Here is a 12,645-nt window from a genome sequence, read left to right as displayed (position 1 = left end):
TGCTCCCCTAAGAGATGCGCCCTGCGCCTGCGCAGGGCGTTCCAGTGATTAGAAATCGACGTTGACGCCCAGCTGCCAGGTGCGGCCCGGCATCACCGCCAGCGCCACGTCGTTGCGATCCTGCGCCGTGTCGCTGGTCAGCTCGCGGCTGCTGGTGTAGTCCCAGTATTTGCGATCGGTCAGGTTATAGACGCCGCCGCTCAGCCGGACGTTTTTCGCCACCTGCCAGTAGGCCGTTGCATCCACCATGCCATAACCCGGCACGCGCATATACTCGCTGGTGGCATCGGTAATCGCCGCGCCGCTGTTGCTGTAGCTTTCGCGGTTGGTCTCGGTGGCGCGCTTGCCTTTCACGAAGGTCGCGGTTACGGCCGCGCCATAGCCGCGCTGCACGTCGTCCCACGCCAGGCCGACAATCGCCTTCAGCGGCGCGACGCTGTCGAGATCGACATATTTGTCGCCTGAATAGCTCGACTTCGACTTCCCTTCGTTATAGCCCAGCGCAAAGCTGGCGCTCAGTCCGTCGACCGCCTGGAACCAGCTGCCGAAGTTGATGCGGGTCGCCAGCTCAGCGCCGTAGATATAGGCCTTGTCGCGGTTCTCCGCCTGATAAGTGGTATAGATGTTGCCCGGCACGTTGACGAACTTATCGGGGTTGCCGGCGCGGGTGTAGCGCGTGTAGGCGATAAAGTTTTTGTACTGGTTGTAGAACAGCGAGGCGTTGACCGTCACGCCTTCCACCGCCTGGCCTTTCAGGCCCCATTCGAAGTTATTGCTGGTTTCGGTGTCGAGATCCGCATTGCCGACCAGCGCGTACTGGGCGCGCCCTGCGTAGCTGGAACCAAGGTTCCAGGAGCCGTAAAGCTGGCTGGCGGTCGGGAATTGCACGCCGCGCTTGTACTGCAGATAAGTGATAAGCGCAGGGGTCAGATCGTACTGGAAGGTGAGCGACGGCAGCACCTCGGTGTCGCTGTTGCCAGCGCCGTAGAGCGTTTCCAGCTGCTCTTCGGTCAGCACGCTGCTGCCAGCGGTGAGATCGGCAAGGTTGCGCGGTTTGGTGTTCTGGTACATCACGCGCACGCCGGGGATCACCGCGAAGCCGTGGCTGTCGAGGTCGAAGTTGATCTTATCCTGCACAAAGCCGGCGACAGTGTAGCTGCGGCTGTCGGCCTGCGGCTGCATGATCACGCTGTACTGGCTCGGCGTGGGCGACTGGCGGAACGGACGCTCGGTGTCCTCAATGTGCGTGTTGACGCCGGCGCTCAGCTCGTGGCGGCCGGCGATTTTGCTGGCGCGCGTGTCGAAGCCCAGGCTAGCGGTGTTGTAATCCGAATAGACCCGTTCATACGCGCTGGCGCTGCTCGGCATCCAGGTATTGTCGTGCGATTCGGTTTTCTGCCAGTAGAGGCGCGTGGTCAGCGTATCGAGCAGATCGTTGTAGGGCGTCCACTCGTCCGCCAGGCTGACGCCGAAGCGGCGCGTGTCGCTTTGCTGCTGCGAGGTGCCCCAAATGGTATTGCCGGAGGTGTCCCAGCCGTCATAGTGGGTGTGGTTGGTTTTATGGTAGTAGTCGAAGGTGGCGCTCAGCTTGTGCCGATCGTTCGGCTGCCAGATGCCAGAGGTCATAAAGGCGTCGGAGTGCCAGTTGGCCGGATAAGCCTCTTTCACGCCGCTGTTGTTTTGCGTCTCCTGGCCGTCGCGGCGGCTGTAGACGAACAGGCCGCGCAGTTCCTCGTCGCCCGCCGCGGCCGTGATGCCGTTGTGCCAGCTGCGGTCGGCGGAGTTGTAGTTGCTCTGATAGCCGAAGTACGTGGTTTTGCTGCCGCTCAGGTAGTCGTCGGCGCTTTTGTTATGAAACGAGACGTTGCCGCCAATCGAGGCGTTGGGCTGATCGACCGCGGTCGCGCCCTTCTCAATCTCGATGCTGCCGAACATATAGGGATCGATGTAGTCGCCGCGGCCGATGCCGAAGGTGTTGTTGCCGACGCGGCTGACGTAGGGACGGCCGGTGGCGTCCGGCAGCGGAATGCCGTCAACGTCGAGCCCGACGCGATTGCTCTCCAGTCCGCGAATGTTATAGCCGCTGTAGCCTGCGCGGTCGAAGCCGCTTTTGCCCGAAGAAGAGCCGCCCGCCGAGCCGGTGGCGGCGATCAGCGGCTCATAGCGCATGATGGAGCCAAAGTCGTTCGCGCCGCGCTTTTGCAGATCCGCTACGGTCAGGGTGGTTTTATTGCCCGCTTTGGGCTTCGGCGCGGTAACGGTCATCACCGCATCGCCGCTGGTCGAGTCAACCAGAGGCGAATCGCTGGCGGCGTAGCCGCAGGCGGCGTGAACAGATGAGGCGAGCAGCGCGATTTTACACAGACGCTGTTGGGTCAATCCCTGAAACATTAAAGACATAAGCGCAAATACCTTGTGATTGTTAGTATTTGCTCACTTATTTGCTGTCAGTAGCTAAATTCCGGTTTCGCACATAAAACCGTAAAGGGAGACGTCATTTTTATAGGAATAATTTCGCCAGAAATGTAATGTAAGTGGTAATCATTATCAACTGGCTTTAGAGTAAGATGTATCTTACACCGCACGAATTGCCAAGCTGCGCCGTGCGCCCTTCTCTTTTTCGCTACGGAAATCCCTATGACTGAGAAACCGTCCGTCACCATTCACTACTGCACGCAGTGTAACTGGCTGCTGCGCTCCGCCTGGATGGCGCAGGAGCTGCTGCAAACTTTCGCGGACGACCTGGCGGCGGTGACGCTTAAGCCGGGCACCGGCGGCATTTTCGTTATTACCATTGATAACGAGACGCTCTGGGAGCGTAAGCGCGACGGCGGTTTTCCCGATGCGGCGGCGCTGAAGCAGCGCGTGCGCGATCTCTGCTTCCCGGAGCGTTCGCTGGGTCATGTCGATAAGAAGAAACCCTGAGGCAGCGGCGTTAGCTGGCGGCGATCTTATCCGCCGCCGCATTCAGCGCGTCGACCACCTTTTCCAGCGTGTCCGCCGAGAGATCCTGCTGCGACAGGCGGCTGTTGAGCGTGGTGCGTATGCGGTGAATCGCCCGATCGACGTCGGGAAGGCTGCGGTTGTTCACCAGCACCGCCAGCGACGAGAGACGCTCGATAAGATGCGCGATATGCGGCTGCTGTTCAGCCAGCCGCGCGCGTCCTGCCGCATTCAACGTATAGGCCTTGCGCGACGCCTGCGCGTCAACCACGCGGATAGCGTCCATCTCTTCCAGCAGCGTCAGGTTGGGGTAAATAATGCCGGGGCTGGGAGAATATTCCCCTTTGGAAAGCTCTTCGATCGACTTGATCAGCTCATAGCCGTGCGCATCGTTTTGCGCGAGAAAGTGCAGCATTAACAGGCGGATATCGCTGGCATCCAGCATCTTCTCACGACGTTTGCGACGACCGCCGCATTCACCGCGCGCAGCGGAATCCTGGTGACACGAGAAAGCCGGGTCCTGTTTCATTGCCTGCCTGAAGGGAGTTTTTTACGGGAGGATGATAGTAGTCCGCCGCCTGGCAAAATTCAACACGGGCGGCGGCGGCAGCCTATTTGGCGTGCCAGTAAGCGACGGCGCGCACAAAGGCGGCATCCAGGCCGCGACGCTCGACAAAGTAGTCGCCGAGCGCTTTCGCAAACGCCCCTTCGCCGGTCAGCCAGACAAAGTAATCCTCCGGCGGCAGTCTGATGTTATCCAGCTCGGCGATGAGCGCCTCAAGTTTACCCGACTGCGCGGCGCCGCTGCCGAGCCAGCGCACATTCACGCCAGTCAGATCCGGCAGGTAGTCGCGGCCGGTCGCCTCATCCACGCAGGCGAACAGGTGCAGATCCTGCGCCTCGGCAGCCGCTATGCGGCGCTTAAAGGCCGGCAGGCTGGTTTCGTCGCAGACGTAGAGCTGAAACGCGTAGTCGGTTGGCACCACCAGCGAGCCGCGCGGGCCGCCGATGATTAACCGATCGCCCTCTTGCGCCTGCTGTGCCCAGCCGCTGGCGACGCCGCCCTCGTGAATATAGAAATCGATGGTCAGCGATGATTCGCCGTCGAAGGCGAGCGGCGTGTAGTCGCGCGCCGGCGGACGCGCGCCATCCGCCCAGACCACGCCTTCGTCGGTCATCTGCGGCAGCGGCAATTCCGCGCCGCTCTCCTGCGGGAAAAAGAGTTTGATATGGTCGTCAAAGCCGGGTGAAGCGAAGCCCGCCAGATCGCTGCCGTGAAATACCACGCGCCAGAATTCACCGGCGATGAGCGTTTTGCTGGCGACGCTGATGCGACGGAAACGCAGTTCATTGCGCACGCGCTGCGGCGCGCGGCTGCGGGAGGCTCGGTTGTCGGAATGCATAAGTTCTCCTGTTGCGCAGCTGGTCAGCGCCTTCGGCTGCAAACGTCAATAGGTGAGATATTTTAGAAATGATTCTCATTTGAGACGCTCAGATTACTCATGATATATCTTACACGCAAGGATCGTTTGTGCTGTTTTCGCGCAGCCGAAAACCTGCGCGGGCAAACGCCTGCGCAGTGGTGAAAGAAGGGATTAAGCAAAGGCGCGCGCTGGCTGGGCGCGCGTGGCGATCAGACGTTGTCGTTTAACGCGTCTGAGCTGAACTGTTTTTGCGACTGCTGCGGCAGCGCATTGTCGCCCAGGATTTCGTGCTGGGCCGGCTGAGCATGCGGGTGCAGGCCGGCAGGCGGCGTAAAGGGTTCAGCCATCTGGGCGCTGGCGAATAGCGGCAACGCAGTAAGCGCCGTAACAAGGAACAGCGTAGAAAGTTTCATGATTGTCGTCGTTTTAACTGTCTGGTTCGGAAAGAACCTGAAAGGCAGATGAATATCCAGTCCGACAGGCCAAATGCACGATATCCGCATGGCTGTCGGTTTAAGGCAGGAATTTTACGCCAGAAAACCGATCTATTTTATAAAATCGTGCGGTTTATCACATTTCACCGCACGAAAAGCCGGTTTCAGCTTTGGGCGACCGGTATTGAGAAGAGCCCTACCAGCGTATCCGGCGTCGAGGCTTTCATATCGAGCCGCAGCAGATCTTTGCCCTGACGGCGCGCGACGCCCAGCGCGGGCAGATGCACGTAGTAGAGATCGGCGATAAAGCGCGTCAGCTGTTCGGGCGCGCCCTGCCAGGGAATGGTGGCGTAGAGGCCGCGCGCCGAGGTCCAGTTGACGATGTGCGATCCCAGGATGTCGGCGTGCTGACTCTCCAGCGCCTGGAACAGGCTGATATGCTGCTGCTCCGCCGCCGAGCTGCCCGGGCCGTACTGAAAGCCGAGCCAGCCGCGCTCGACGTGGGGCGCGGCCCGCTGCACGAAGTGGCGCGCCTGCTGCGCGACAGTTTGCGCATGGTCGCGCACGTAGTCGCCGAATTTGCACTCCCATTCGATCAGTTCGCCGCGCAGCTGCAGCTCATCGCGCTCCACCAGCTGCGCCTGCAGCATTTCGCCATATACGGAGATAGGCCCGTGAAAGCTTTGCAGCTGCAGGTCAGGCACGCGGCGGAAGGCGCCCGGCGTAAGCGAGAAGTGACTTTTGAAGACGCGGGTGAAGTTCTGCTGGTTATCGAAGCCAAAACGCACCGCGATGTCGATCAGCGGCATGCGGGTCAGGCGCAGCGCCATAGCGGACATGGTCAGGCGACGCTTGCGCGTGTAGGCCGCCAGCGTCTGGCCGGTCATCTCTTTGAACATGCGCTGCATGTGCCATTTGGAGTAGCCGGATTTCAGGGTAATCAGATCGATATTGAGATCGTCGGTCAGATTCGCCTCAATCCAGTCCACCAGATCGCTGATGTACTGTTTTTTAACGTTCAGGCTGAGCATTTCGGTGCGGATCGTAGAAAGTATTGCGAGATTAGTCACATAATCATAACAAAAACGTCTTACGCATGTAAGGAAGGGTAAAGGAAGCGTAAGCAAAGCGCGGGGAAAAGGCATTTAATGCTTAGTCTGATAACCAGACAGAACAGGCTGGCAAGGCTGGCCTTTTTATTATGGATGATTGTGATGGTGCGGTTCGGTTCGGTTCGGTTCGGTTCGGTTCGGTTCGGTTCGGTGCTGGTGCAGACGCGGATGGCATGGCCCGATCGCAAAGTCGCTTTACGCATCCCTGCTCGCTCGGCCCGCGACATCCCTGTCGCGGGACGCTTTGCTCTTCGGGCCATGCCATCCGCGTTTCAATATCTGTGCGGTTTGTACAAGGCTAAAACCCGGATGCTCTTCGGGCCATGCCATCCGCGTTTCAATCTCTGTGCGGTTTTTACAAGGCTAAAACCCCGGATGCTCGTAGGGCCATGCCATCCGCATCCGCTCCAACACCAGCATAAAAAAGGCTGGCAGAGCCAGCCTTCACATTATCAACCAGAAACCACTAGTGGCTGCGCATCCCTGCTGCTGTCATCATCAGCCGGAACAGCGTGGCCACGACGCCGAGCGCCAGCACGCTTGCTCCATAGATCACCACCAGCCACAGAATGCGTTTCCACAACGGGGCTTTGGGTTCCTTGTGGTTTTTCACGCTGCCGACCTCGGTTCGCATATCAATGGTATCCTTCGTCTGCTTTGACTTTCCCGCGGAACACGTAGTAGCTCCAGAAGGTGTAGCCCAGGATCATCGGAATAATCAACAAACTGCCCACCAGCATAAAGGCCTGGCTGATCGCCGGCGACGCCGCCTGCCAGATAGTCACCGAAGGCGGAATAATATTCGGCCACACGCTGATGCCCAGGCCAGAGAAGCCGAGGAAAATCAGCGCCAGCGTCAGCAGGAACGGCGAATAGTGCGCCTCGCGCTTAATGGCGCGCACAATGCCCCACGAGCAGAGCAGCACCAGCACCGGAACCGGCAGGAACCAGTAAAGGTTTGGACGGGTAAACCAGCGCTGCGCGATGGCGTCATGGCTGAACGGCGTCCAGAGACTGATAATGCCAACCACCACCAGCAGCGCGATCACCAGCGGCGTCGCCAGCGCAGACATCTTACGATGCAGCTCGTTCTCGGTTTTCATAATCAGCCAGGTACAGCCCAGCAGCGCATAGGCGATAACCAGACCCACGCCGCAGAACAGCGGGAACGGCGCCAGCCAGTCCATCGCCGAGCCGCTGAAATGACGGCCCGTCACCTGAATGCCGTCGAGCATCGCGCCGACCGCCACGCCCTGGCTAAAGGTCGCAAGCACAGAACCGGCAACGAACGACTTGTCCCAGAATGCGCGGTGCGTCTCGGTCGCCTTAAAGCGGAACTCGAAGGCGACGCCGCGGAAGATCAGGCCGATCAGCATCGCCGTCAGCGGAATAGAGAGCGCATCGGCAATCACCGAATAGGCCAGCGGGAAGGCGCCATACAGGCCCGCGCCGCCCAGCACCAGCCAGGTCTCGTTGCCGTCCCAGACCGGCGCGACGGTATTCACCATCATGTCGCGCTCGACCGCGTCCTTATTAAAGGGAAACAGCAGCCCGATACCGAGATCGAAACCGTCCATGACGATATACATCAGGGTGGCGAAAACAATAATCGCGAACCAGATAATGGAAAAGTCGATCATGTTATTTTCCCTCCTGCGGATCGTTCAGACTTTCATGGGCCGCAGAGAGCGGACGAGCCGGCGTCTTGCCGTGGCCTGGACCGCCGTGACGCACATCCTTGCCTTCGCCGGTAAGCGGGCCTTTCTTGATCAGGCGCACCATATAGACGTAACCCACGCCAAACACCGCGGAGTAAACCAGGATAAAGGCCAGCAGGCTGATGCTCATATGCAGATCGCCATGACCGGAAACCGCGTCGATTGTGCGCTGCACGCCGTACACCACCCACGGCTGACGGCCGATTTCCGTGGTGAACCAGCCCGCCAGCAGCGCGATCAAGCCAGACGGCCCCATCAGCAAAGCAAACCACAGGAACGGACGCGACTGATAGAGACGGCCTTTATAGCGCAGCCACAGGCTCACCACGCCAAGCGTAATCATTAGCAGCCCCATCGCCACCATCACGCGGAACGACCAGAAGATGATCAGCGAGTTAGGGCGATCTTCTTTCGGGAAGGTCTTCAGCGCCGGCACCTGCTTATCGAGGCTGTGGGTCAGAATCAAACTGCCGAGATAGGGAATTTCCACCGCATATTTGGTGCGCTCTTCATCCATATCCGGAATACCGAACAGGATCAGCGGCGTCGCTTCGCCCGGCGGGTTTTCCCAGTGGCCTTCAATCGCGGCGATCTTCGCCGGCTGATGCTCAAGGGTATTCAGACCGTGCGCATCGCCGATCATCGCCTGAATCGGCGCGACGATCAGCGCCATCCACAGCGCCATCGAGAACATCTTACGGATGGCCGGATTGTCGTTGCCGCGCAGCAGATGCCATGCGCCGGACGCGCCGACAAAGAAGGCGCTGGCAAGGAATGCCGCCACCGACATATGGAACAGGCGATAGGGGAATGAGGGGTTGAAGATGATTTTCAGCCAGTCCTCCGGCACCACAATGCCGTTCTGGATCAGATAGCCCTGCGGCGTATGCATCCAGCTGTTGGAGGCGAGGATCCAGAAGGTGGAGATCAGGGTGCCGAGCGCCACCATACAGGTCGCGAAAAAGTGCAGACCCGGACCGACGCGGTTCCAGCCGAACAGCATCACGCCGAGGAAGCCCGCTTCAAGGAAGAAAGCGGTCAGGACTTCATAAGTGAGCAACGGACCGGTAATACTGCCCGCGAACTGCGAGAAGCCGCTCCAGTTGGTGCCGAACTGATAGGCCATCACCAGACCCGAGACCACGCCCATACCAAAGTTAACGGCAAAGACTTTGGACCAGAAGTGATAGAGATCGCGATAGGTTTCGTTACGGCTCTTCAGCCACATCCCTTCGAGCACGGCCAGGAAGCTGGCGAGACCGATGGTAATGGCGGGAAAAAGGATGTGAAAGGAGACAGTAAACGCGAACTGTATCCTGGCCAGGTGAAAGGCGTCTAATCCGAACATTGCTTACCTCGTTGCCACATATAACACCATATATTTACTTATAATTAACAACTAAAGCACAGCGTTAATATTTACGCTGCGCTTAAGCCAATTGCTGACGCGAATTTATAAGAACTCGCGCCTGACAAACAGAAACAGTCTGGGATGCAAAAACTATAACAGCGTTTTTTGATTTTGGTCATTGTTTTTGTCCGCAATTACCTATTTTAACGCCATGCTTTAGGTTAATTCACAGGCGTCAATGTGACATCTTTGTTATTTATTGTTGCGTGATTACGGCGAAGAGGAAAGGAGACGGCGCAGCGCTTTTTTTGAGAGGCAACACGCTGTTTTGGCATATTATTTTATCTATACCCACAGCTGAAAAGCGGTCAATTTTGCGGTTCGGCGCGGCGCTTAATGAAAGTAAATTAAGCATTTAGGCCGTTAAGAATTCATTTTACGGCGTTACGTTTAAAAAACGCGATTTCCTGCTTCCATCTATTATCACTGTTTTCAGCACGCTTAATTAGCTGGCCGCGCAGGCATGAAATAAAGTTGTTAATAACAATCGACGATTGCGCAGCGGGAATAAATGCATCAGCGCCATTTTTTATTCAGGATGAATATTGCGCGCACCGTCGCCTGCCGTCGCGCGCGCACGCCGTCACGCTTTTTCCCGCTGCGCCAGAATCCGCTCCAGGTTGAGTTCCAGCCAGTCCGCCAGGCCAACCACCTGCCCTTCAAGTTCACGGCCAAGCGGCGTCAGGCGATATTCCACATGCGGCGGCACGACGTTATAGGCGATGCGCTCGACGAATCCGTCTTCTTCCATATGGCGCAGCGTCTGCGCCAGCATGCGCTCGCTGACGCCGCCGACCGCGCGGCGCAGTTCGCTAAAGCGCAGCGTGTCGTTACGCAGCGCGAGAAAAATCAGCACGCTCCAGCGGCTGGTCACGCGCTTAAGCAGGTCGCGCGAGGGGCAGTTGACGTTGAGCAGTTCACCGCGGCTAAATTTTTCACTAATCTTTTCAGACATTTAATTAAATTTCTCTAAACTAACAAAGCTGTAAGTACTTACGAAAAGTTAGCTTATATCCTACTCTTGCTTTCGACAACGACAAACGCAAAGGAGAGAAAAAATGATTGCAGTGACAGGCGCAACCGGCCAGCTAGGCCGTCTGGTTATTGAAGCCCTGCTGAAAAAAGTGCCGGCGGAGCAGATCGTCGCCGCCGTGCGCTCGCCGGAAAAAGCGGCCGATCTGGCGGCGAAAGGCGTAACGGTGCGTAAGGCGGACTACAGCCAGCCGGATACCCTGATGTCTGCCTTTTCCGGCGTGGACAAGCTGCTGCTGATCTCCGGCAGCGAAGTGGGTCAGCGCGAAGCGCAGCATAAAGCGGTGATTAACGCGGCGAAATCGGCCAGCGTAAAATTCATCGTCTACACCAGCCTGCTGCACGCCGACAGCTCGCCGCTGGGCCTCGGCGTCGAACATCGCGCCACTGAAGCGCTGCTGCAGGCGTCCGGCATCCCGTTCGCGCTGCTGCGCAACGGCTGGTACACCGAAAACTACGCGGCCAGCATTGCTCCGGCGCTGACGCATCACGCCTTTATCGGGTCGGCTGGCGAAGGACGCATCGCCTCGGCGGCGCGCCAGGATTACGCCGAAGCGGCAGCAGAGGTAATCAGCCGCGACGACCAGGCGGGCAAAATTTATGAGCTGGCGGGCGACGACAGCTATACGCTGGCGGAATTCACCGCAGAGATTGCGCGCCAGTCCGGCGCGCAGGTTGAGTACGTTAACCTTGCGCCCGCCGAATTCGCCGCCGCGCTGAAAGGCGCCGGACTGCCGGACGGCCTGGCGGAGATGCTGGCGGATTCAGACAAGGGCGCGTCGCAGGGCGGCCTGTTCGACGACTCGCGCAGCCTGAGCACCCTGATCGGCCGTGCCACCACGCCTTATCAGGAGGTCATTAAGGCGACGCTGGCGAAATAAGGCGAAAACAGGCGCGCGCCGCGGGCTTGACCATCGAGGCCGCCCGCGTCGCGCCTCTGACGCAGCACAGGGAGCGTAGGCCGCAGGAGAAGTCTCAGGGTACATTGCACGGCGAATCGGCCCTGATATTCCCCTCTCTGCCGCCTGTGGCGGCGCGTCCTGACGGGAAACCAGCGGCTGAAATACCATATGACCAAGAGGGTGCTATGTCTCTGTTTTCTGAATTCCGTCTGAAAGAGGTTAGGCTGCGCAACCGCATCGCGGTGCCGCCTATGTGCCAGTACAGCGCCGAGCAGGGTCTGATCAATGACTGGCATCGCGTACACTACGCGGCGCTGGCGCGCGGCGGCGCGAGCCTGGTGATTGTCGAAGCGACCGCCGTTTCGCCGGAAGGCCGCATCACTCCCGGCTGTCTGGGCTTATGGAATGACGAGCAGGCCGAAGGGCTGGCGCAGGTCGCGCAGGCGATCAAAGCGGCGGGCGCCGTGCCTGGCATTCAGATCGGCCACGCCGGTCGTAAAGCGAGCGCCAACAAACCCTGGGAAGGCGACGACCATATCGCGGCTGACGACGCACGCGGCTGGGAGACCATTTCACCTTCCGCCGTCGCCTTCGGCAACAACCTGCCGCAGGTGCCGCGCGCCATGACGCTGGACGATATCGCGCGCGTGCGCAACGACTTCGTGCAGGCGGCCATCCGCGCGCGCGACGCAGGCTATCAGTGGCTGGAGCTGCACTTCGCGCACGGCTATCTGGCGCAGAGCTTTTTCTCCGTACACGCCAACCAGCGCACCGATGAGTACGGCGGCGACGCCGCAGGCCGCAGCCGCTTCCTGCGCGAAACCTTTGACGCGGTGCGCGAAGTCTGGCCGGAAAACCTGCCGCTCACCGCGCGCTTCGGCGTGCTGGAGTATGACGGCCGCGACGAAGAGACGCTGGCGGAAGCGATCGATCTGACGCGCTACTGGCGCGCCAACGGTCTGGATCTGCTGAGCGTCAGCGTCGGCTTCTCCACGCCGGATACCAATATTCCGTGGGGCACGCCCGCTTTCCTGGCGCCGATTGCCGAGCGCATTCGCCGCGAGGCGGATATCGCCGTCGCCTCTGCATGGGGCATCGACGCGCCGCACATCGCCAACGCTACCGTTGAGAAAGGCCAGCTTGATCTGGTGATGGTCGGCCGCGCGCACCTGAAGAATCCCCACTGGCCCTATCAGGCGGCGCTGGCGCTCGATAAACCGCAGCCGTCATGGGTGCTGCCTGCGCCGTACGCGCACTGGCTGGAGCGTTATCGCGTCAGCGAGTAACGCTGCATCGCTTTTGAAGCGTGAGAAGCGACGCCGCACAGGCTCATTGCTTGCGTGCGGCGGGTAATTTCCCGCTTATCCCGGCGTCCTCGCTAGAGGGCGCCGCCGTTAACTGCGTAAAAATGCCACAAATTGCTCAATTCACAGCGCAGCGGCAACGTCGGTTTTTGTCAATTTTTGCCCCTTTTTTTCAACTCTCCGCGATTTATTTCTGTTACTGAAAGATTACTCCTAAATAGATGTTTTAAGCGCAGCGCGTTATTTGCTTGATAACCAGAGCAATTCCGCTAAATAACCCATTGATAGACAATTTTTATTACGTTCATAGATATTCTGCATTGTTGTCCGCCCCCGCGATAAGTCTATAATTTTTCTTTTATGAA

At 58.9% G+C, this 12,645-nt stretch carries 12 protein-coding genes; 3 read left to right on the top strand and 9 right to left on the bottom strand.

Features of this window, described 5'->3' with window-relative positions; translation table 11 throughout:
• Positions 1-48: 48 nt before the first annotated feature.
• Positions 49-2,391, bottom strand: coding sequence for a TonB-dependent receptor domain-containing protein (locus AC6I7Z_RS03305; protein WP_497815390.1), 2,343 nt, complete (start codon positions 2,389-2,391; stop codon positions 49-51).
• Between the two features lie 246 nt (positions 2,392-2,637).
• On the opposite strand from AC6I7Z_RS03305, the gene AC6I7Z_RS03300 reads away from it, so the two are divergent.
• Positions 2,638-2,925, top strand: a complete 288-nt coding sequence (locus AC6I7Z_RS03300) for an Rdx family protein (protein WP_497813137.1) — start codon at positions 2,638-2,640, stop codon at positions 2,923-2,925.
• A 10-nt stretch (positions 2,926-2,935) separates the two neighbouring features.
• On the opposite strand, the gene AC6I7Z_RS03295 is transcribed toward AC6I7Z_RS03300, so the two are convergent.
• The 8 genes from AC6I7Z_RS03295 to AC6I7Z_RS03260 all read right to left on the bottom strand — a co-directional run bounded on the left by AC6I7Z_RS03295 (position 2,936) and on the right by AC6I7Z_RS03260 (position 9,997).
• On the bottom strand, positions 2,936-3,472 hold the full coding sequence (locus AC6I7Z_RS03295; RefSeq protein ID WP_497813136.1) for a PadR family transcriptional regulator: 537 nt from the start codon (positions 3,470-3,472) through the stop codon (positions 2,936-2,938).
• Between the two features lie 82 nt (positions 3,473-3,554).
• Complete coding sequence (locus AC6I7Z_RS03290; protein ID WP_497813135.1) at positions 3,555-4,346, bottom strand: siderophore-interacting protein; 792 nt, start codon at positions 4,344-4,346, stop codon at positions 3,555-3,557.
• A gap of 230 nt (positions 4,347-4,576) precedes the next feature.
• On the bottom strand, positions 4,577-4,780 hold the full coding sequence (locus AC6I7Z_RS03285; RefSeq protein WP_497813134.1) for a hypothetical protein: 204 nt from the start codon (positions 4,778-4,780) through the stop codon (positions 4,577-4,579).
• 185 nt (positions 4,781-4,965) lie between these two features.
• A complete protein-coding gene (locus tag AC6I7Z_RS03280) occupies positions 4,966-5,832 on the bottom strand; it encodes a helix-turn-helix domain-containing protein (protein ID WP_497815389.1) in 867 nt (288 codons plus the stop codon).
• A gap of 547 nt (positions 5,833-6,379) precedes the next feature.
• Positions 6,380-6,547, bottom strand: a complete 168-nt coding sequence (locus tag AC6I7Z_RS03275; protein WP_497813133.1) for a DUF2474 domain-containing protein — start codon at positions 6,545-6,547, stop codon at positions 6,380-6,382.
• Between the two features lies 1 nt (position 6,548).
• Positions 6,549-7,553 carry a cytochrome d ubiquinol oxidase subunit II gene (cydB, locus tag AC6I7Z_RS03270; RefSeq protein WP_497813132.1) on the bottom strand — a complete coding sequence of 335 codons (1,005 nt, stop codon included), beginning with the start codon at positions 7,551-7,553 and terminating at the stop codon, positions 6,549-6,551.
• Position 7,554: 1 nt separating this feature from the next.
• The gene (locus tag AC6I7Z_RS03265) at positions 7,555-8,979 is read right to left on the bottom strand and encodes a cytochrome ubiquinol oxidase subunit I (protein ID WP_497813131.1); all 1,425 of its coding nucleotides are present in this window, start codon (positions 8,977-8,979) and stop codon (positions 7,555-7,557) included.
• Positions 8,980-9,625: 646 nt separating this feature from the next.
• Positions 9,626-9,997: a winged helix-turn-helix transcriptional regulator gene (locus AC6I7Z_RS03260; protein ID WP_497813130.1), complete on the bottom strand. Its 372-nt coding sequence runs from the start codon at positions 9,995-9,997 to the stop codon at positions 9,626-9,628.
• A 103-nt stretch (positions 9,998-10,100) separates the two neighbouring features.
• On the opposite strand from AC6I7Z_RS03260, the gene AC6I7Z_RS03255 reads away from it, so the two are divergent.
• The gene (locus AC6I7Z_RS03255; RefSeq protein WP_497813129.1) at positions 10,101-10,955 is read left to right on the top strand and encodes an SDR family oxidoreductase; all 855 of its coding nucleotides are present in this window, start codon (positions 10,101-10,103) and stop codon (positions 10,953-10,955) included.
• A gap of 206 nt (positions 10,956-11,161) precedes the next feature.
• Positions 11,162-12,262, top strand: a complete 1,101-nt coding sequence (locus AC6I7Z_RS03250) for an NADH:flavin oxidoreductase/NADH oxidase (protein ID WP_497813128.1) — start codon at positions 11,162-11,164, stop codon at positions 12,260-12,262.
• Positions 12,263-12,645: the final 383 nt, after the last annotated feature.

Source organism: Pantoea sp. X-Soil-MYKO-1289 (assembly GCF_059730625.1).
The sequence above is the reverse complement of the archived record's forward strand: the minus strand, read 5'-3'. Positions and strand labels throughout refer to the sequence as shown.